At 71.5% G+C, this 20,180-nt stretch carries 18 protein-coding genes; 10 read left to right on the top strand and 8 right to left on the bottom strand.

Translation table 11 applies throughout. The annotated features are described in order from the left end of the window. Positions 1–24 precede the first annotated feature (24 nt). The 5 genes from VGN18_RS01170 (at position 25) to VGN18_RS01150 (ending at position 6,079) form a co-directional block, all read left to right on the top strand. The gene (locus VGN18_RS01170) at positions 25–1,236 is read left to right on the top strand and encodes an acetyl-CoA C-acetyltransferase (protein ID WP_327537786.1); all 1,212 of its coding nucleotides are present in this window, start codon (positions 25–27) and stop codon (positions 1,234–1,236) included. Positions 1,237–1,259: 23 nt separating this feature from the next. Continuing rightward, a complete protein-coding gene (locus VGN18_RS01165) occupies positions 1,260–3,416 on the top strand; it encodes a 3-hydroxyacyl-CoA dehydrogenase NAD-binding domain-containing protein (protein WP_327537785.1) in 2,157 nt (718 codons plus the stop codon). Positions 3,417–3,528: 112 nt separating this feature from the next. Then, on the top strand, positions 3,529–4,671 hold the full coding sequence (locus VGN18_RS01160; protein WP_327537784.1) for a CaiB/BaiF CoA-transferase family protein: 1,143 nt from the start codon (positions 3,529–3,531) through the stop codon (positions 4,669–4,671). Positions 4,672–4,800: 129 nt separating this feature from the next. After that, positions 4,801–5,631, top strand: a complete 831-nt coding sequence (locus VGN18_RS01155) for a HipA family kinase (RefSeq protein WP_327537783.1) — start codon at positions 4,801–4,803, stop codon at positions 5,629–5,631. Between the two features lie 67 nt (positions 5,632–5,698). Next, on the top strand, positions 5,699–6,079 hold the full coding sequence (locus tag VGN18_RS01150; protein WP_327537782.1) for a DUF3037 domain-containing protein: 381 nt from the start codon (positions 5,699–5,701) through the stop codon (positions 6,077–6,079). A gap of 1 nt (position 6,080) precedes the next feature. Here VGN18_RS01150 and VGN18_RS01145 read toward each other — a convergent pair whose 3' ends face one another. The 3 genes from VGN18_RS01145 to VGN18_RS01135 are packed head-to-tail and all read right to left on the bottom strand — an operon-like array spanning position 6,081 to position 8,988. Next, positions 6,081–7,160 (bottom strand): D-alanine--D-alanine ligase family protein, encoded by a 1,080-nt coding sequence (locus VGN18_RS01145; protein WP_327537781.1) that lies wholly within the window; start codon positions 7,158–7,160, stop codon positions 6,081–6,083. A gap of 27 nt (positions 7,161–7,187) precedes the next feature. Continuing rightward, positions 7,188–8,189: an NAD(P)H-dependent glycerol-3-phosphate dehydrogenase gene (locus VGN18_RS01140; protein ID WP_327537780.1), complete on the bottom strand. Its 1,002-nt coding sequence runs from the start codon at positions 8,187–8,189 to the stop codon at positions 7,188–7,190. 28 nt (positions 8,190–8,217) lie between these two features. Next, complete coding sequence (locus tag VGN18_RS01135; protein ID WP_327537779.1) at positions 8,218–8,988, bottom strand: lysophospholipid acyltransferase family protein; 771 nt, start codon at positions 8,986–8,988, stop codon at positions 8,218–8,220. Positions 8,989–9,094: 106 nt separating this feature from the next. On the opposite strand from VGN18_RS01135, the gene cofC reads away from it, so the two are divergent. From cofC to VGN18_RS01120, 3 genes are read left to right on the top strand one after another with little or no spacing between them, the layout of a single operon-like run. Continuing rightward, complete coding sequence (gene cofC / locus VGN18_RS01130) at positions 9,095–9,730, top strand: 2-phospho-L-lactate guanylyltransferase (RefSeq protein WP_327537778.1); 636 nt, start codon at positions 9,095–9,097, stop codon at positions 9,728–9,730. Next, the gene (locus VGN18_RS01125) at positions 9,727–11,877 is read left to right on the top strand and encodes an RNA degradosome polyphosphate kinase (protein ID WP_327537777.1); all 2,151 of its coding nucleotides are present in this window, start codon (positions 9,727–9,729) and stop codon (positions 11,875–11,877) included. Before cofC ends, VGN18_RS01125 begins: the two co-directional genes overlap by 4 nt. Before the next feature lie 6 nt (positions 11,878–11,883). After that, positions 11,884–12,771, top strand: coding sequence for an NUDIX hydrolase (locus tag VGN18_RS01120; protein ID WP_327537776.1), 888 nt, complete (start codon positions 11,884–11,886; stop codon positions 12,769–12,771). 60 nt (positions 12,772–12,831) lie between these two features. Here VGN18_RS01120 and VGN18_RS01115 read toward each other — a convergent pair whose 3' ends face one another. The 3 genes from VGN18_RS01115 to leuC form a co-directional block, all read right to left on the bottom strand. Next, positions 12,832–13,632, bottom strand: coding sequence for an HU family DNA-binding protein (locus VGN18_RS01115; protein WP_327537775.1), 801 nt, complete (start codon positions 13,630–13,632; stop codon positions 12,832–12,834). Positions 13,633–13,753: 121 nt separating this feature from the next. Beyond that, entirely contained in the window at positions 13,754–14,347 is a 594-nt protein-coding gene (leuD, locus tag VGN18_RS01110) for a 3-isopropylmalate dehydratase small subunit (protein WP_327537774.1), read from the bottom strand. A gap of 9 nt (positions 14,348–14,356) precedes the next feature. Continuing rightward, positions 14,357–15,754 (bottom strand): 3-isopropylmalate dehydratase large subunit, encoded by a 1,398-nt coding sequence (gene leuC, locus VGN18_RS01105; protein ID WP_327537773.1) that lies wholly within the window; start codon positions 15,752–15,754, stop codon positions 14,357–14,359. 76 nt (positions 15,755–15,830) lie between these two features. Between leuC and VGN18_RS01100 the strand changes: the two genes are divergently transcribed. Then, positions 15,831–16,553 carry an IclR family transcriptional regulator gene (locus VGN18_RS01100; RefSeq protein ID WP_327537772.1) on the top strand — a complete coding sequence of 241 codons (723 nt, stop codon included), beginning with the start codon at positions 15,831–15,833 and terminating at the stop codon, positions 16,551–16,553. A 5-nt stretch (positions 16,554–16,558) separates the two neighbouring features. On the opposite strand, the gene VGN18_RS01095 is transcribed toward VGN18_RS01100, so the two are convergent. Together VGN18_RS01095 and VGN18_RS01090 are read right to left on the bottom strand one after the other, a co-directional pair. Continuing rightward, the gene (locus VGN18_RS01095; protein WP_327537771.1) at positions 16,559–17,290 is read right to left on the bottom strand and encodes a YqjF family protein; all 732 of its coding nucleotides are present in this window, start codon (positions 17,288–17,290) and stop codon (positions 16,559–16,561) included. Continuing rightward, entirely contained in the window at positions 17,287–18,729 is a 1,443-nt protein-coding gene (locus VGN18_RS01090) for an NAD-dependent succinate-semialdehyde dehydrogenase (protein ID WP_327537770.1), read from the bottom strand. The genes VGN18_RS01095 and VGN18_RS01090 overlap by 4 nt, the downstream gene beginning before the upstream one ends. A gap of 126 nt (positions 18,730–18,855) precedes the next feature. Here VGN18_RS01090 and VGN18_RS01085 point away from each other — a divergent pair, with 126 nt between their 5' ends. Further along, positions 18,856–20,163 (top strand): hypothetical protein, encoded by a 1,308-nt coding sequence (locus tag VGN18_RS01085; RefSeq protein ID WP_327537769.1) that lies wholly within the window; start codon positions 18,856–18,858, stop codon positions 20,161–20,163. The last annotated feature ends 17 nt before the right edge of the window (positions 20,164–20,180 follow it).

The raw sequence follows: 20,180 nt of genomic DNA, 5'->3' as shown, positions 1-20,180 counted from the left end.
CACTCGCGACAGGACGGTAGGAAATTGACCGAAGCATTCGTCTACGACGCCGTGCGGACCCCGCGCGGTCGCGGCAAGGACACCGGATCGCTGCACGGCACCAAGCCGGTGTCGCTGGTGGTCGGCCTGCTCGAAGAGCTGCGCAAGCGCAACCCGAACCTCGACCCGGCCAACGTCGAGGACGTCATCCTCGGCTGTGTCTCCCCCGTAGGGGAGCAGGGGGCCGACGTCGCCCGCACGGCGGCCCTCGCGGCCGGCTACGAGCTGTCCGGCCCGGGCTTCCAGCTCAACCGCTTCTGCGCCTCGGGCCTCGAGGCCGTGAACATCGCCGCGCAGAAGGTGCGCTCCGGCTGGGAGGACCTCGTCTTCGCCGGGGGCGTCGAGTCGATGTCGCGCATCCCGATGGGCTCCGACGGCGGCGCGTGGGCGCAGGACCCGGAGACCGCGTACGAGACCGGCTTCGTGCCGCAGGGCATCGGCGCCGACCTCATCGCCACCACCGAGGGCTTCAGCCGCACCGACGTCGACACCTACGCCGCCGAGTCGCAGGACCGCGCGGCCAAGGCGATCGCGAACGGCAACTTCAACCGCTCGATCGTCCCGGTCATCGACATCAACGGCCAGGTCGTCCTCGACCACGACGAGTTCCCGCGCGCGGGCACCACCGTCGAGAGCCTCGCCGGCCTCAAGCCGTCGTTCGCCGCGCTCGCCGAGATGGGCGGCTTCGGCGCCGTCGCGCTGCAGAAGTACCACTGGGTCGAGAAGATCAATCACGTCCACACCCCGGGCAACTCGTCCGGCATCGTCGACGGCGCCTCGCTCATGGCCATCGGCAGCGAGAAGGCCGGCACCGACAACGGCCTCACCCCGCGGGCCCGCATCGTGTCCGTCGGCGTCGTCGGCTCCGAGCCGACCATCATGCTGACCGGCCCGGCGCCGTCGGCGCTGAAGGCGCTGGCCAAGGCCGGCCTGTCCGTCGACGACATCGACCTGTTCGAGGTCAACGAGGCCTTCGCCGCGGTCGTCATGAAGTTCATGAAGGACCTCAAGGTGCCGCACGAGAAGGTCAACGTGAACGGCGGCGCGATCGCCCTGGGTCACCCGCTCGGGGCCACCGGCGCGATGATCCTCGGCACCCTCGTCGACGAGCTCGAGGCGCGCGACCTGCGCTACGGCCTCGCCACCCTCTGCGTCGGCGGCGGCATGGGTGTCGCCACCATCGTCGAACGCATCTGAGACCAACGGAGAACTGAGAATCGATGACTGAGAACACCATCCGCTGGGACCAGGACGCCGACGGGATCGTCACCCTGACGCTCGACGCCCCCGGCCAGCGCGCCAACACGATGAACGACGACTTTCGCGCGTCGCTCTCGACGACCGTCGACCGGCTCGAGGCCGAGAAGGACTCGATCACCGGCGTCATCGTCACCTCGGCGAAGGACACCTTCTTCGCCGGCGGCGACCTGAACCAGCTCATCGGAGTCACCGAGGAGAACGCGGCCGAGTTCGCCCAGGGCGTCGCCCGCATCAAGGCCGACTTCCGCCGCCTCGAGAAGCTGGGCAAGCCGACCGTCGCCGCGCTGAACGGTGCCGCGCTCGGTGGCGGCCTCGAGATCGCGCTCGCCTGCAACCGGCGCATCGCGCTCGACAACCCGAAGGCCCAGTTCGGCCTGCCCGAGGTCACCCTCGGCCTGCTGCCGGGCGCCGGCGGCGTCACCCGCATCATCCGGCTGCTCGGCATCGCCGACGGCCTGATGAAGGTGCTGCTGCAGGGCAACCGGTACAAGCCGGCCGAGGCCGTGCAGGTCGGCATCGTCCACGAGCTCGCGGCCACGCCCGAGGAGCTGCTGGCGAAGGCCCGCGAGTGGATCAAGGCCAACCAGGAGACCACCCAGCCGTGGGACGACAAGGGCTACAAGATGCCCGGCGGCAAGCCCACGAGTCCAGCCGTCGCCGGCATGCTGCCCGCCTTCCCGGGCAACCTGAAGAAGCAGCTCAAGGGCGCCCCGATGCCCGCGCCGCACCACATCATGTGCGCCGCGGTCGAGGGTGCGGGTCTCGACTTCGACACCGCGCTCGCGGTCGAGGGTCGCTACTTCGTCAACCTGGCCAAGGGCCAGACGGCGAAGAACATGATCCAGGCCTTCTGGTTCGACCTGAACTCCATCAACGGCGGCGGATCGCGGCCGGCCGGCTTCGAGAAGCGGCTGCCCAAGAAGGTCGCCGTGCTCGGCGCCGGCATGATGGGCGCGGGCATCGCCTACGTCACCGCCCGCGCCGGCATCGAGGTCGTGCTCAAGGATGTCTCGATCGAGGCGGCCGAGAAGGGCAAGTCCTACTCGCAGAAGATCCTGGACAAGGCCGTGTCCCGCGGCAAGCTGGACGAGGCCAAGCGCGACTCGGTGCTGGCGCTCATCACCCCGACCGCCGACTACAACGACCTCAAGGGCTGCGACTTCGTGGTCGAGGCCGTTTTCGAGAAGGTGTCGCTGAAGCACTCGGTGTTCCAGGACGTCGAGAAGGTCGTCGACAGCGACGCGCTGCTCGGCTCGAACACGTCGACGCTGCCGATCACCGGCCTCGCCGAAGGCGTGGAGCGCAAGTCCGACTTCATCGGCCTGCACTTCTTCTCCCCCGTCGACAAGATGCCGCTGCTGGAGATCATCCGCGGCGACGAGACGTCGGACGAGGCGCTGGCCCGCGCGCTCGACTACGCGGCCGCGATCAAGAAGACGCCGATCGTCGTCAACGACAGCCGGGGTTTCTTCACCTCGCGGGTCATCGGCACGTTCGTCAACGAGGCCGTCGCCATGCTGGGCGAGGGCATCAGCCCGTCGACCATCGAGCAGGCCACCACGCAGGCCGGGTACCCGGTCGGCGCGCTGCAGCTGGCCGACGAACTCAACCTCGAGCTGTTCCTCAAGATCCGCAACGAGACGCGCGACGCCATGGGTGACAGCTACGTCGCCCACCCGGCCGAGGCGATCGTCGAGAAGATGGTCGAGCTCGGACGTCCGGGCCGGCTCAAGGGCGCGGGCTTCTTCGACTACGACGAGTCGGGCAAGCGCCTGGGTCTCTGGTCGGGCCTGGCCGAGCACTTCCCGGTGCAGGGCGACCCGTCGCAGGTCGACCTCAAGGAGCTCGAGGAGCGCATGCTCGTCCGCGAGGCCGTCGAGTCGGCGCGCTGCGTCGAGGAGAACGTCCTCATCACCACGGCCGACGCCAACATCGGCTCGATCATGGGCATCGGCTTCCCGCCGTGGACCGGTGGCGTGTTGCAGTACATCAACGGCTTCCCCGGAGGCGTGAGCGCGTTCGTCGCCCGCGCCGACGAGTTCGCCGCGAAGTTCGGTGAGCGCTTCGAGCCGAACGCCCTGCTGCGCAAGAAGGCCGCGAACGGCGAGACGTTCTAGTTCGCTGCTTGCATTTCCCGTCCGCGCGAGTGGTCGCCTGATCCGCAGGTGGCCACTCGCGCGGTCGTTTCCCCGCCCTGACCGCTGCTCGTCCAACTCGGAGGTCTCGTCCATGCCCGGACCGCTCGACGGTGTCCGTGTCCTCGAACTGCCCGCGATCGGGCCGGTGCCGTTCCTCGGCATGCTGCTCGCCGACCTCGGCGCCGAGGTGATCCGGGTCGACAAGCTGCCGGGCGCGCGTCCCGGCTTCGGTGACGCCTTCGGGGCGGGGCCGCTCGGGCGCGGACGGCGCTCGATCGGGCTCGACCTGCGCAGCCCGGCCGGGGCCGAGGTGCTGCTGCGCCTGGCCGAGAACGCGGACGCGCTCATCGAGGGGTTCCGCCCCGGCGTGGCCGAGCGGCTGGGCGTCGGTCCCGAGGCGGTGCTCGCCCGCAACCCGAAGCTGGTCTACGGGCGGATGACCGGCTGGGGCCAGGACGGCCCGCTCGCCCCCACCGCCGGGCACGACATCACCTACCTCGCGCTCACCGGGCTGCTGCACGGCATCGGCTACGCCGACCGGCCGCCGGTCGTGCCGATCAACTACGTCGCCGACTTCGGCGGCGGCGCGATGTTCCTCGCCACCGGCCTGCTCGCCGCGCTGCTGCATGCCCGGGCCACCGGCGAGGGCCAGGTGATCGACGCCGCGATGATCGAGGGCGCCTCCTACCTCGGTTCGATGACCCGCACGTTCCGCTCCATGGGTGGCTGGCGCGACGAGCGCGAGGCCAACCTGCTCGATGGCGGGACGCCGAACTACCGCTGCTACACCTGCGCGGACGGCCGCTACGTCGCCGTCGGCGCGATCGAGCCGCAGTTCTGGGCCGCGCTGTGCACCGCGATCGGCCAGGACCCCGCGACCGCGCCGTCGCCCTACGACCCGGCGCAGCACGAGGCCTGCACCGCGATGCTCGAATCGACGTTCGTGAGGAAGTCGCGCGACGAGTGGGCCGACCTCTTCGCCCCGCTCGACGCCTGCGTCGCGCCGGTGCTCACCCTCGACGAGGCGCCGTCGCACCCGCACAACGTCGCCCGCGGCGCGTACGCCACGGTCGGTGGCGCCACGACGGGTGCCCCCGCCCCGCGCTTCTCGGCCACCCCGGCGGCACCCGGCCCGCTCACCGAGATCGGCGCCGCCACGGCCGGCCTGCTCGACGAGGCCGGCTACGCGGCCGCCGAGGTCGACGAGCTCCGCGCCGCCGGCGTCATCTCGTAGCGCCCGCATTTCGTTGAGTGGCGAGTTACCTCTATGAGTGGCGCGCAGTTACGCGCCACTGACCGCGTCAACTCGCCACTCAACGAGATGGGACGGGGACGCCGAGCGGTCCCCGTAGGGTGAGGGATCGTGCTGCCTGCCGTGACCGCGACGCGATACGTGACGCCGCTGCGCGAGGGCGGGTCGCTGCCGGGGCTGATGGAGGCCGACGACCTCGGCATGTACGTCGTCAAGTTCCACGGCGCCGGGCAGGGCCGCAAGGCGCTGATCGCGGAGATCATCGGCACCGAGCTGGCCCGCGCGCTCGGCCTGCCGGTGGCCGACCTCGTCACCGTCGCGGTCGATCCGGTGCTCGCCGCCAACGAGCCGGACGAGGAGGTGCAGGATCTCCTGCGCGCCAGCCCCGGGCTCAATCTGGGCGTCGACTTTCTGCCCGGCGCGCTCGACCTCGACACGGCCGCCTTCAGCATCGGCGCCGGGCCGGCCGGGCGCGTCCTCTGGTTCGACGCCCTCATCGGCAACGTCGACCGTTCGTGGCGCAACCCGAACATGCTGTTCTGGCACGGCGCGCCGTACCTGATCGACCACGGCGCGGCGCTGACGTTCCACCACAACTGGCCCGCCCGCAGCTTCCTGCGGCCCTACGACGCCGGCGAGCACGCGCTGCTCGGCTGCGACCCGGCGCTCGACGCCGCCGACGCCGCCCTCGCGCCCCTGGTCACCGCGGCGACGCTGCACGCCGTCGCCGCCCTCGTACCGGACGAGTGGCTCACCGGCGAGCCCGGCTTCGACACCCCGGACGACGTGCGCACCGCGTACGTCGAGGCCCTGCTCGCCCGCCTCGACGCCCGGGACGCCTGGCTGGCCGACCTGCGCGACACCGTCGCCTCGGGCGGGCGCACCCGCGAGCGAGGCGAGCGACCGGACAACCGGCCGCGGTGGCTGGGCGGCAGCGCATGACCGCCCTCCGCTGCGCTCCGGGCGGCGAAGGCCATACCCGTTGGGTCACTCGCTCGCAGGCTCGCTCATGACCTTCCCGTTCGAGTACGCCGTGCTGCGCGTCGTGCCCCGCATCGAGCGGGGCGAGTCGATCAACGGCGGGGTCGTCGTCTACTGCCGCGACCTCGACTACCTCGGCGCCCGGGTGCAGCTCGACGCCGACCGCCTGCGCGCGCTCGATCCGGGCGCGGACGTCGAGGCGGTGGCGGCCGCGCTGCGGTCGGTGGCCGGCACCTGCGACGGCACCGGCCGCGCATCGGTAGAGGACATCGGGCGTCGCTTCCGCTGGCTGGTCGCCCCCCGCAGCACGGTGGTGCAGGCCGGGCCGGTGCACACCGGTCTCACCGACGATCCGGCGGCCGAGACCGAGCGCTTGCTGCGCTTGCTGGTCCTCGCGATCGACCGGTGACTCAGCGCCCGGCGCGGCGCAGCGCGGCCGAGATCAGCTTGTCGACCAGCGTCGGGTAGTCGACGCCGGTCGCGGCCCACATCTTCGGGAACATCGAGATCGGGGTGAAGCCCGGCATCGTGTTGATCTCGTTGACCACGACCTCGCCGTTCGGCCGGACGAAGAAGTCGACCCGGGCCAGGCCGGCGCAGTCGATCGCGGTGAAGGCGCGGCAGGCGAGGTCACGGACCCGGGCGATCACGTCGCCGGGCAGGTTCGGCGGGATGTCGTACTCGCTGGCGTCGTCGAGGTACTTGGCCTCGAAGTCGTACCAGTCGTGGTCGCCGACGAGGCGGATCTCCGCCGGCAGGCTCGCGATCGGTAGCCCGTCCTCGTCCTCGAGCACGCCGCACTCGACCTCGTGCCCGTCGACCCCGGCCTCGAGCAACACCTTGTCGTCGTGCGCGAACGCCTCGGCGAGCGCGTCGTCGAGGTCGGCCCAATCGGTCAACTTCGTGATCCCGACGCTCGACCCGGCCCGGGCCGGCTTCACGAACACCGGCAGCGGCAGGTGCGCCAGATCGACCGCCGAGTACGGACGCCCGCGGCGCAGCACCTCGAACTGCCCGACCTCGAGCCCGGCGTCGCGCAGCAGCCGCTTCGTGAATTCCTTGTCCATGCCGGCCGCGCTGGCGAAGACGCCCGGGCCGACGTAGGGGATGCCGGCCATCTCGAACAGCCCCTGGATCGTGCCGTCCTCACCGAACTTCCCGTGCAGCAGCGGGAAGACGACGTCGACGGTCTCGAGCAGCTGCGCCGCCGCGCCCGGGTCGATCGACACCAGACCGGCCGACTCGGGATCGGTGTTCAGCACCACCGCGGTGCCCTTCTCGACCTCGGGCAGGGTGCGGCCGACGATCTGCAGCGCCGTGGGGTCGGCCTCGGTGAGCACCCACCGCCCGGACGGCGTGATACCGACCGGCACGATGTCGTACCGATCGGGGTCGAGAGCCTTGAGCACGCTGCCGGCCGAGACCACGGAGATGCCGTGTTCACTGCTTCGGCCGCCGTAGACGACTGCGACGCGGATGCGATCTGCCACGGTTCGACCCTACCGGGACGCTCGCGCTCAGCTCTCCGATTTCATCGAGCGTGACATCAGCAACTGCGCCATCTGGGCCGAGGTCAGCCGGCCCGAGCACACGGCGTCGACCGCGGCGGTGATCGGGACGTCGACGTCGAGGCCCTGGGCGAGCTCGAGCACCGAGCGGCACGACTTCACGCCCTCGGCGACCTGCCCGTGGGTCGCGGCCTGGGCCTGCTCGATCGACTCGCCCCGGCCGAGCCGCTCGCCGAAGGTCCGGTTGCGGGACAGCGGCGAGTTGCAGGTGGCGACGAGGTCTCCGAGGCCGGCCAGACCGGCGAAGGTGAGCGGATCGGCCCCGAGGCGCTCCCCCAGCCGGGCCGTCTCGGCCAGGCCGCGGGTGATGATCGAGGCGAGCGAGTTGTCGCCGAAGCCCATGCCCTGCGCGATGCCGCAGGCCAGCGCGATGACGTTCTTCACCGCGCCGCCGAGCTCGCAGCCGACGACGTCGGTGTTCGAGTACGGCCGGAAGTAGCCGGTGCTGCACGACTTCTGCACCGCGGTGGCGCGGGCCTCGTCGACGCAGGCCACGACGGTGGCGGTCGGCTGCTCCTGCGCGATCTCGAGGGCGAGGTTCGGCCCGCTGACCACGACGATGCGATCGGCCGGCGCGTCGGCCACCTCGGCGATGACCTCGCTCATGCGCTTGAGCGTGCCGAGTTCGACACCCTTCATCAGGCTCACCAGCGAGGAGTCCGGCGGCAGGTCGGCGGCCCAGCCGCGCAGGTTGTCGCGCAGCGACTGCGACGGGATCGCGATCGCGACCATCTCGACGCCGCGCAGGGCCGCGGTGGCATCGTGCGTGGCCACCAGGCCCGCGGGCAGCTCGATACCGGGCAGGTACTCGGGGTTGCGGTGCTCGCGGTTGATGACCTCGGCGAGTTCCGGCCGGCGCGACCACAGCGTCACCTCGTTGCCGGCGTCGACCAGCACCTTCGCGAACGTCGTGCCCCACGAACCCGCGCCCAGGACGGCCGCTCTGCTCACGAGTCGACCTCCGGGCCGCTTGCGTCGCTCATGCGACGTCGCTCGGCGTCTCGCCGGAACGGCGCCACTGGAACAGGTCGCCGTCCGGCTCGGGGAGCTCGCGCAGTTCGGCGACGTCGGCCCGCAGGCGCCGCATGATGACGTCGGTCATCTCCTTCAGCACGCGCGCACCGCTGCCGCGGCCGTGGAAGGCACTGAGGTCGATCGGCTCGCCGACGGCCAGCACGTGCTTCGGCCGCGGGTAGAGCTTGACCTTCTTGGTGTAGAGGTCGATCGATTCCTGCACGCCCCACTGGGCGATCGGGATCACCGGGACGTCGGGCACGAGGGTCACGAGCCGGGCCGCGCCGGTCTTGCCGACCATCGGCCAGCCGTCCGGGTCCCGCGTGACGGTGCCCTCGGGGTGCAGCACCAGGATCTCGCCCCGCTCGAGCGCGGCCACCGCCGCGGCGAGCGACTGCCGGGCGTCGGTCGTCCCTCTCTTGACCGGGATGTGCCCCATGATCCGCATGCCCCACCCGACGGCCGGGACCTCGAACAGGGAGTCCTTGGCCAGGAAGCGCGGGACCCTTGCTGCGTCGAGGACGTACTTCGCGACGAGGAAGGGGTCGATGTGCGAGACGTGGTTCACCACGATGATCGCCGGCCCGCCCTGCGGGATGCGCTCCATGCCGATGTAGCGCACCTTCACCAGGAACGACACCGGCCAGTAGAGGACGAGCCAGACGAAGCGCCATCCGACGCCCATCTGCTCCCCGTGTCCCGGCTTGCGTAGCTTGGCGACCCTCGCCACCCGCATCTCCCTCAACCTCGAGTCCGCGGCGTAGTTACGCCCACGTCGCGATCCGCCCCGCAGTCTGCCGTATCGCCCGGACGTCCGTGCATCCGCTTCGTAGACTCGAAGCGTGAACTGGACCGTCGTCATCCCGGCCAAGGCCCTGCCCGAGGCGAAATCACGCCTCGCGTCGGTGAGTGACGGGCCCGAGGCGCACCGCCGCCTCGTCGAGGCCATCCGGGCCGACACCATCGCCGCAGCCCGCTCGGCCGAGGGCGTGGCCCGGGTCGTCGTGGTGGTCGACCGGCCGGGTCCGGACACCGACGCCCTCGTGCAGACGAGTCCCGGGCTCGACGCCGCGGTGAGCGAGGGCGCGGCTCACGCGTCGCGGCACTGGCCCGCCGACGGCGTCGCCGCGCTCGTGGGCGACCTGCCCGCCCTGCAGCCGGCCGAGCTGGCCGCCGCCCTGCGGGCCGCCGCCGAACACGCCCGCGCGTTCGTCCCCGACGCCTCCGGCACCGGCACGACCCTGCTCGCCGCCACCCCCGGGCACAGCCTGCGCCCGCAGTTCGGGCTCGGCTCGGCCGAACGCCACCAGGTGCACGCGATGCCGATCGACGCCGGTCCCGGCCTGCGCAACGACGTCGACGACGCCGCCGACCTGCACGCCGCCGCGGCCCTCGGCCTGGGCGATGCCACCGCCGCCGAGCTCGGCAACACCGGCGTCATCGTGCGTTCAGCTTGCAGCGGCATCATGGGCGCATGAGCGCGGAACCCGTCACGATGCCCGGTGCGGCCGAGACCATCGATCCCAGCGACGCCGTTCCCGGCGGTGACCTCGGCACCGCGGTCGCGCATCTCGACGACCTGCCCGACGACCGGTTCAGCAACCGCGAGCTCTCCTGGCTCGCGTTCAACTCGCGCGTCCTGACCCTGGCCGAGGACGAGTCGCAGCCGCTGCTCGAGCGGGTCAAGTTCCTCGCGATCTTCGCCGGCAACCTCGACGAGTTCTACATGGTCCGGGTGGCCGGGCTGAAGCGTCGCGCCGACATGGGCCTGCAGATCACCTCGGCCGACGGCCTCTCGCCCCGGGTCGTGCTGGCCACGCTCGCCGAGCGCACCCGCGAACTCGTCGACCGGCACGCCCGCTGCTTCCGCGACGTCATCCTGCCCTTGCTCGACGCGCAGGGCATCCACATCCGGCGCTGGAACGAGCTCGACGACGAGGAGCGCGGCCGCCTCGCCGACTACTTCGACTCCAAGGTCTTCCCGGTGCTGACGCCGCTCGCGGTCGACCCCTCGCACCCGTTCCCCTACATCTCCGGCCTGTCGCTGAACCTGGCCGTCCTCGTCCGCGACCCCGACGGTCAGGTGCAGCGCTTCGCCCGGGTCAAGGTGCCCAACAACGTCCCCCGCTTCGTGGTGGTGTCGACGAGCCCGGTCGAGACGGAGTACCTGCCGCTCGAGGACCTCATCGCCGCGCACCTGCCCGCGCTCTTCCCGGGCATGGAGGTCGTCGAGCACCACCTCTTCCGGGTCACCCGCAACGCCGACTTCGAGGTCGAGGAGGACCGCGACGAGGACCTGCTGCAGGCCCTCGAGCGCGAGCTGATGCGCCGCCGGTTCGGCCCGGCCGTCCGCCTCGAGGTCACCGACGACATCGACGAGGAGGTCGTCGAGCTGCTGGCCGGCGAGATCGAGGTCGAGCCCGACGACATCCTGCGCGTGCCCGGCCTGCTCGACCTCAGCTCGCTGCACCAGGTCTACGACATCGACCGGCCGACGCTGAAGGAGCGCCCGTTCGTGCCGGCGACCCACCCGCGCTTCGCCGAGGGCGAGACCCCGAAGTCGGTGTTCGCGACGCTCCGCGACGGGGACGTGCTCGTGCACCACCCCTACGAGTCGTTCGCGACGAGCACGCAACGCTTCATCGAGCAGGCCGCAGCCGACCCGCGGGTGCTGGCGATCAAGCAGACCCTGTACCGGACGTCGGGTGATTCGCCGATCATCGACGCGCTCATCGACGCCGCCGAGGCAGGCAAGCAGGTCGTGGCGCTGGTCGAGATCAAGGCCCGCTTCGACGAGCAGGCCAACATCAAGTGGGCCCGGGCGCTGGAGCGCGCGGGCTGCCACGTCGTCTACGGGTTCGTCGGGCTGAAGACGCACTGCAAGACCGCGCTGGTGGTGCGCCAGGAGGGCAACCAGATCCGGCGCTACGCCCACATCGGCACCGGCAACTACAACCCGAAGACGGCCCGCATGTACGAGGACCTCGGGCTGTTCACCGCCGACGAGAAGATCTGCGCCGACCTCACCGACCTGTTCAACGTGCTGACCGGGTACTCGCGCCAGACCGACTACCGCTCGCTGCTGGTGGCGCCCAACGGCATCCGCTCCGGACTCATCGAGCGCATCGAGCGCGAGATCGAGCACGCCCGCAATGGGCGGCCGGCGCACATCCGGTTCAAGACCAACCACCTGGTCGACGAACACACCATCGAGGCGCTCTACCGCGCGTCGCGGGCCGGGGTGCGCGTCGAGCTGCTGGTGCGCACGTTCTGCACGATCCGGGCCGGCGTGCCCGGGCTGTCGGAGAACATCCGGACCCGCTCGATCCTCGGCCGCTTCCTCGAGCACTCACGCATCTACCACTTCGGCAACGACGGCGACCCCGAGTTCTGGATCGGCTCGGCCGACCTCATGCACCGCAACCTCGATCGCCGGGTCGAGGTGCTGTGCCAGGTCACCGAGCGCCACGCCCGCAACCACCTGACGATCAACCTCGACGCCGCGTTCGACGAGGACACGGCCGCATGGGATCTGCAGCCCGACGGGGAGTGGGTACGCTCCGGCGGTGCCCGCAACGACCTCCAGGAGCTGCTCATGAAGCGGCTGGCGGACCGCGGCGAGTAGGGCGCGGTGGCCGACCGACGATCGGTGCCCGACATCCGTGCGGCCGGCGGCGTCGTGTGGCGCGTACGCAGGGGCAAGGTCGAGGTCGCCCTCGTGCACCGGCCGCGTTACGACGACTGGTCGCTGCCGAAGGGCAAGCTCGACGACGGCGAGTCCGAGCTGGCCGCCGCCGTCCGTGAGGTGCGCGAGGAGCTCGGCTCCGAGGTCGCGGTGTCGCGCCGCATCACCACGGTCGTCTACCCCGTCGGCGCCGCCCGCAAGAGCGTCACGTACTGGGTGATGCAGCACGTGGACGGTCGCTTCGTGCCGAACGGCGAGGTCGACGCGGTCGAGTGGCTCTCCCCCAAGCAGGCGCGCAACCGCCTCACCTATGACGTCGAGCGCCGGGTGCTCGTCGACTTCTCCTCGGTGCCGCTGCCCGAGTCGGTGATCATCCTGGTGCGGCACGCGAAGGCGGGCAAGCGCAGCGACTGGCCGGGCGAGGACCGGCTGCGTCCGCTCGAACCGTCCGGGCACGCGCAGGCCATCACGCTCAGCGCATTCCTGCAGGCGTTCGCGCCGGACCGGGTGATCAGCGCCGAGCCGACCCGCTGTGTCCAGACCGTCGAGCCGATCGCCGACGTGCTCGGGCTCGACCTCGTCGTCGACCCGGCGTTCTCCGACGCGAACTACGAGGTGGCGCCGACGGCGACCGAGACCGCGTTGCTGTCGCTGGCCAAGCCGGGACACGTGACCGTCGTGTGCAGCCAGGGCGTGACGATCCCCGGGCTGATCGATCGCGTGGTGCGCGGCTTCGGGCCGCCCGACACCCGTAAGGGCGCGGCGTGGGTGCTGTCGATCGTCGACGGCACCGTCGTGTCGGCCGACTACTACGAGGACGCCGCGCGCGAGTAGAGCGCGGCACGCGAAAGGGCGCCGACCATCGCGGGTCGGCGCCCTTTCGTGTCGGCGCTGCTACTTCTTCTTGGCCGGAGCCTTCTTGGCGGCCTTCTTGGCCGGCGCCTTGGCCGCCGTCTTCTTCGCGGCCTTCTTGGCCGGGGCCTTGGCCGCCGTCTTCTTCGCGGCCGCCTTCTTCGCGGCCTTCTTGACCGGGGCCGACTTGGCGGCGGCCTTCTTCGCCGGCGCGGCCTTCTTCGCGGTCTTCTTGGCGGCAGTCTTCTTCGCCACCGCCTTCTTGGCCGGCGCGCTCTTCTTGGCCGCCGCGGCCTGCTTGACCGGAGCCGACTGCTTGGCCGCCTTCTTCGCGGCGGCCGCCTTCTTGGCCGCCTTCTTCGCGGCCGGCGCCTTCTTGACCGCGGCCGCGGCCTTGGCCGGCGCCTCGAGCACGGCCTCGGCCGCCTCGCGCACGGCGGCCGACGCGCGGTCCTGCGCGTCCTTCACCACGGCGGCCGCCTTGCCCGGTGCCTCGCGGACGGTCTCGGCGGCACGGGCCACGGCCGACTGCGTGCGGACCGACCGCTCGTGCATGACCTCGCGGGCACCGCTGGCGATGGCCTTGAACTCCGCACCGGGGCGGAACGCCGGCACGCGCGACGCGGCCACCTGCACCGAGGCGCCGGTCGCGGGGTTGCGCGCGGTGCGAGCCGCGCGCTCGCGACGCTCGAAGACGCCGAAGCCGGTGATGGCGACGCGCTCGCCACGAGCGACAGCCGCGTACACGCTGTCGATGACCGCATCGAGAGCGGCGGCGGCACGTTTCCTGTCTCCGTCGAGACGCTCAGCGAGCATGTCGACGAACTGGGCCTTGTTTGGCACGAGTCCTCCCGGGACGTGTTGCTCGACCACGATGGTCGTTTCCGCACGTCACGCTAGGCGCTTGCGCACCGCACAACAACGTAGAAGCCCTGTGTCGCAGCAGATTTCTGCGTGGAAGTGCTCAGACCGACACGGTCGGAAGCCACGGTTTGCGCGTCGCCTCGTACGCGGCGACCGCGTCGACGTGCTTCAACGTGAGGCCGATGTCGTCGAGCCCCTCGAGCAGGCGCCACCGCGAGTAGTCGTCGAGCGCGAAGTCGTGCACGTCGCCCTCCCACCGCACCTGACGCTCGACGAGGTCGATCGTCACCTCGGTCTTCGGGTCCTGCTCGATGTCGTCCCAGAGCCGCTGGACGATCTTCTCGGGCAGCTCGACGGTCAGCAACCCGGCCTTGAGCGAGTTGCCGCGGAAGATGTCGGCGAAGCGCGGCGAGATGACCGCCTTGAAGCCGTAGTCGTGCAACGCCCACACCGCATGCTCGCGCGAGCTGCCGGTGCCGAAGTCCGGGCCGGCCACGAGGATCGACGCGCCGTCGTACTGCGGCTGGTTGAGCACGAAGTCCGGCTCGTTGGTGCGCCAGGCGTTGAACAGGCCGTCCTCGAAGCCGGTGCGCGTGACGCGCTTGAGGTAGACGGCCGGGATGATCTGGTCGGTGTCGACATTACTGCGCCGCAGCGGCACAGCGGTGCCGGTGTGGACGGTGAACTTGTCCATCGGATGCTCCTAGAGGTCCGCAGGGCTGGCGAGGTGGCCGGTGATCGCGGTCGCGGCGGCGACGAGCGGCGACACCAAGTGCGTGCGCCCGCCCTTGCCCTGACGTCCTTCGAAGTTGCGGTTGGACGTCGACGCGCTGCGCTCGCCGGGGGCGAGCTGGTCGGGATTCATACCGAGGCACATCGAGCAGCCGGCCTGGCGCCAGTCGGCACCGGCCGCGGTGAAGATCGCGTCGAGGCCCTCGTCCTCGGCCTGCTTCTTCACCCGCATCGAGCCGGGCACGACGAGCACGCGCACCCCGTCGGCCACCTTGCGTCCCTCGAGGACCTTCGCGGCGGCGCGCAGGTCCTCGATGCGGCCGTTGGTGCACGAGCCGACGAAGACGGTGTCGACCGTGATGTCCTTCAGCGGGGTGCCGGCGGTCAGACCCATGTACTGCAGGGCCTTGGTGGCGGCGAGGCGATCGGACTCGTCCTCGAAGTCCTCGGGGTTCGGCACGCTGCTCGCGAGCGGTGCGCCCTGGCCCGGGTTGGTACCCCAGGTGACGAACGGCGAGAGCTCGCTCGCATCGAGGACGACCTCGGCGTCGAACTCGGCGTCGTCGTCGGTGCGCAGCGTCTTCCAGTACTCGACCGCGGCGTCCCACTCGGCGCCCTTCGGCGCGTGGTCGCGGCCCTGCACGTAATCGAAGGTCGTGTGGTCGGGGGCGATCATGCCGGCCCGCGCGCCCCACTCGATGCTCATGTTGCAGACCGTCATGCGGCCCTCCATGGTCATCTGCTCGAACACCGAGCCGCGGTACTCGACCATGTAGCCCTGGCCGCCACCGGTGCCGGTCTTGGCGATGACCGCGAGGATGACGTCCTTGGGCGTGACCCCCGGGGGGAGCTCGCCGTTGACGGTGACGGCCATGGTCTTCGGACGGTCCATCGGCAGCGTCTGGGTGGCGAGCACGTGCTCGACCTGGCTGGTGCCGATGCCGAACGCGATCGAGCCGAACGCGCCGTGCGTGCTGGTGTGGCTGTCGCCGCAGACGATCGTCATGCCGGGCTGGGTGATGCCGAGCTGCGGGCCGATGACGTGCACGATGCCCTGCTCGGCGTCACCCATCGGGTAGAGGCGCACGCCGAACTCGGCGCAGTTCTTGCGCAGCGTCTCGACCTGGGTGCGGCTCACCGGATCGGCGATCGGGGAGAAGATGTCCTGCGTCGGGACGTTGTGGTCCTCGGTGGCGAGGGTGAGATCGGGACGGTGCACCGGTCGTCCGGCGAGACGCAGGCCGTCGAAGGCCTGCGGGCTGGTGACCTCGTGCACGAGGTGCATGTCGATGAAGAGCAGATCCGGTTCGCCGACCGCCGAGCGCACGACGTGGCTGTCCCAGAGCTTCTCCGCGAGTGTCTTGCCCATGCGGCTGTCTCCCGTCCTCGGCGGCCCGTGTCGGGCTCGGCTTGCGTCCCAATATATGGGACTCTAGTATCGCCTTATGGGACAGGGTAGCAGCGAAGGAACGCAGAGCGGTATCGGTGTCGTGGACAAGTCGGTGGCTATCCTCGCATCGGTGGCGGCCGCCCCGCGCGCGCTGGCCGACCTCGTCGAGGCGACGTCGTTGCCGCGGGCGACGGCCCACCGGCTGGCGGTGGCGCTCGAGGTGCACCGGCTGCTCGCGCGTGACCCGGAAGGGCGGTTCGTGCTCGGCCCGCGGGTCGGCGAGTTCGCCGCGGCGCTGCCCGATCCGATCGTGACCGCGGCCGGGCCGGTGCTCGCCTGGGTCCGCGACGAGTGCGGCGAGAGCGCGCAGCTCTACCGCCGCGACGGCGCCGAGCGGATCTGCGTCGCGGCCGCCGAGCGCTCGCACGGCCTGCGCACGACCGTCCCGGTGGGTAGCCGGTTGCCGCTCACCGCGGGGTCGGGCGCCCAGGTGCTGTGCGCGTGGTCGGATCCGGACGGGCTCGGCGGCATCCTGGCCTCGGCCGAGTTCACCCTGCGCACCCTGGCCGAGATCCGCAAGCGGGGCTGGGCGCAGTCGATCGGCCAGCGCGAGGCCGGCGTCGCGTCGGTCTCGGCGCCGGTGCTCTCGCGCGACGGCGAGCTGCTCGGCGCGATCTCGGTGTCGGGCCCGATCGAGCGGCTCGGCCGCACCCCGGGCCAGCGGCTGGCGCCGGTGCTCATCGCCGGCGCGCGCCGCATCACCGCCGCGCTGGGCTGAGCCCGCTACCGCACTGGGGAGGGCCGGCCGAAGCGGGTGCGCACGCCGGGCGACCACAGAGCAGGCATAGCGGGGCCGGCGGGCTCGACCCCGCTGGCGCCGAGCAGGTCGTCGCGCAGGTGCAGCACCTCGGCGCGGTGCAGCGGCCACGGGCCGTGCTCGTTCGGGGTCCAGATCGTCTGCCCGGCCACTCGGCTGTGGGCGCCCCACCGGGCGGTCAGCCACGACTCGAGCGGCGTCGGCTCGATCGGCTCGCCGACGCGGAGCGCGACGTGACTGCGCAGCCCTCGCCGCGGCCAGCGTCGCCGCGAGTCGTACCGCACGACGTCGTCGACGTGCGAGTACCGCATGCGCGACCACGCGTACGGGATGCCGAACACGACGAGCGCGAGCGGCACGATGGCCAGCCGGGTGGCATCGAGGGAGCGGAAGAAGACGCCGTGGCGGCCCGCGTCGTCGACCGAGTAGAGCCGGATGTTGGTCTCGAGGAACGTGCCGAAGTACCGCACCGGCCGTCGCCCGAAACCGGCGTCCTCCATGCGGAACGGGACCAGACCGACATAGGTGAACCCATCGGCGAAGACGTCGGGACGCGTGCCTTTCGGGAACAGCGGCGCCACCGTCGCCGGCTCGACCGGCCAGTGCACGAACCCGACGCTGCGCCAGTGCTGGTCGAAGACGACCGGTCGGGGCAGCGGATCCGGCGTGAGCGCGAAACCGGCGAGCGGGTCACTCACCAGTTGGTCGCGACGTACGTGGTCTCGAGGTACTCGTCGATGCCCTCGAAGCCGCCTTCACGGCCGAGGCCGGACTGCTTCACGCCACCGAAGGGCGCGGCGGGGTCGGAGACGAGGCCGCGGTTGAGGCCGACCATGCCGACCTCGAGCTGCTCGCAGACGCGCAGCCCGCGGGCGAGGTCGCGGGTGTACACGTAGCCCGACAGCCCGAACTCCGAGGCGTTGGCGAACGCGATCGCGTCGTCGTCGTCCTTCACCGAGATGATCGGCGCGACCGGGCCGAAGATCTCGTCGAGGGCGACCGGCGAGTCGCGCGGGACGTCGGAGAGCACGGTCGGCGGGTAGAAGAAGCCCGGGCCGTCGGACGGCGCCCCGCCGATGACCGCTTTCGCGCCGGCGTCGATCGAGCGCGACACCTTGTCGTCGATGCCGTCGACGGCCTTGCGGTTGACCATCGGCCCGAGCTGGGTGTCCTCGGCCGTGCCGGGGCCGACCCGCAGCGCGCCCATCTTCGCGGCGAGACGGTGGGCGAAGTCGTCGGCGACCGACTCGGCGACGAGGAAGCGGTTCGCGGCGGTGCAGGCCTGCCCGCCGTTGCGCATCTTGGCCAGCATCGCGCCCTCGACCGCGGCGTCGAGGTCGGCGTCGTCGAGGACGATGAACGGCGCGTTGCCGCCGAGCTCCATCGACGAGTTGATGACACGATCGGCCGTCTGCTTCAGCAACATGCGACCCACGCCGGTCGAGCCGGTGAACGACAGCTTGCGCACCCGCGAGTCCGCGAGCGCGGTCTCGACGAGCGTGCCGGGCTTGTCGGTCGTGACGACGTTGACCGTGCCGGCCGGCGCGCCCGCGTCGGCGAGGATCTGGGCGAGCAGCAGGGCGGTGAGCGGGGTGTCCTCGGCCGGCTTGAGCACGAACGTGCAGCCCGCCGCCAGCGCGGGACCGATCTTGCGCGTGGCCATCGCGGCCGGGAAGTTCCAGGGCGTCAGCAGCAACGCGACGCCCACCGGCTTGCGGAAGGTGACGATGCGGTTGGCCCCGGACGGCGCCATGCGCACCTCGCCGCCGATGCGCACCGCCTCCTCGGAGAACCAGCGGAAGAACTCGGCGGCATAGACGACCTCGCCGCGCGCGTCGGTGAGCGACTTGCCCATCTCGAGCGCCATGAGGAACGCAAGCTCCTCCTTGCGCTCGAGCATCAGCTCGAACGCCCGGCGCAGCACCACGCTGCGCTCGCGTGGCGGCGTCGCGGCCCACCCGGGCTGCGCGGTCGCGGCGGCGGCGACGGCACGCTGCACGTCGCCCGCGCCGGCGCGGGCCACCGCGACGAGCACATCACCGGTCGCGGGGTCGAGCACGTCGAAGGTGCCCTCGGAACCGTCGCTCCACTCGCCGCCGACGAACAGCTGGGTGGGGGTACCCGCGGGAACAGTCATCGTCATCGCCTCCGGCCGCGGCGGACGAGGTGACGCCCGCTCGATCCCAGCTTGCCATCGCGGCTCGCCGCGCCGTCACGCTGCCATCTCTTGCCAGTTCAGTGAACAGTCGTGCACTATCTGGCCATGCGATCGGACGAGCTGCGCGACGCGGGAGCACTGACCGGCACGGCGCTCGGCGAGCTGGCCCAGCTGGCCCGCGGCGTGCACACTGCCCTGGCCGACCGCCTGTTCACCCTCGCCGGCAAGCCGGCCGAGCCGATCCGGATGCTGCACGACGGCATCGCCGCGATCGCCTACGCCTCGACCGAGGTCGGGGTCAAGGTGCTGCCCGCGGCCGTCGGGCTCGTGGCCGGCGCCGTGCAGGACCCGACCGCCGAGTCGGTGCACGACACCGCGCGCGGCCGCTTCGCTCTCGGTGCGCTGAACGGCTTCTGGGGCGACCGGGTCGCCGAGCGGCAGCCCGCGCTCGCGCCGCAGCTGCGCATGCGCCTCAACAACGGCCCGATGCGGGGCGTGCCGGCCAACCTCGCCCACGACGCCGACGAGTCGGTGACCGGGAGGCTGGTGTTCTTCGCGCACGGCCTGTGCGAGACCGACCTGTGCTGGTCGTTCGCCGCCGAGAAGCGCTGGGGCGACCGCAGCGTCACGTACGGCTCGAAGCTGCGCGACGACGACGGGTGGACGCCGTTCTACCTGAACTACAACACCGGCGTGCACATCTCGGCCAACGCCCGCGAGCTCGCCGACCAGCTCGAAGAGCTCGTCGCGCTCTGGCCGGTGCCCGTCACCGAGATCGCGCTCGTCGGTCACTCGCTCGGCGGTCTGGTCGCGCGCAGCGCCGCACACCAGGCGGACGAGCTCGGCCACCGCTGGGTGAAGCAGCTGCGCCACATCGTCGGCCTCGGCACGCCCCACCTCGGCGCGCCGCTCGAGCGCTTCGCCAACTGGGGCACGCACCGGCTGGCCCGGCTGCCCGAGACGCGCCCGATCGCCGTCTGGCTCAACCGGCGCAGCGTCGGCATCAAGGACCTGCGCTACGGCGCGCTGCTCGAGGCCGACTGGTTCGACATCGACCCGGACGAGCTGCTGCAGGACCGCGTCACGCCCGCCACGCTCATCCCCGGCGTCGCGTACTCGATGGCGTCGGCGACGCTCTCGCGCGAACCCGAGGGTCTGTTCGCGCACGACCTGCTCGTGCAGCACAGCAGCGCGCACGGCATCGGCAAGGTGCGCTCGATCCCCTTCGACGTCGCCCGCACGCACCACCTCGGCGGCCGCAAGCACCACTTCGACCTGCTGGCCGATGCCACCGTCTACGCCAAGCTGCGCGAGTGGCTCGCCGGGGCCGACGGCGCCGGGCGCAGCAGCGAGGACACCGACGCCACCCGGCGGCGCAACCGTCGTACGCGACGCACTCGCAGGGCGGGCTGAGCGCGCTACGTTCACAG

Origin of the sequence: Jatrophihabitans sp., from assembly GCF_036000465.1 — a bacterium.
Taxonomy (GTDB): Bacteria; Actinomycetota; Actinomycetes; order Mycobacteriales; family Jatrophihabitantaceae; genus Jatrophihabitans.
The sequence above is the reverse complement of the archived record's forward strand: the minus strand, read 5'-3'. Positions and strand labels throughout refer to the sequence as shown.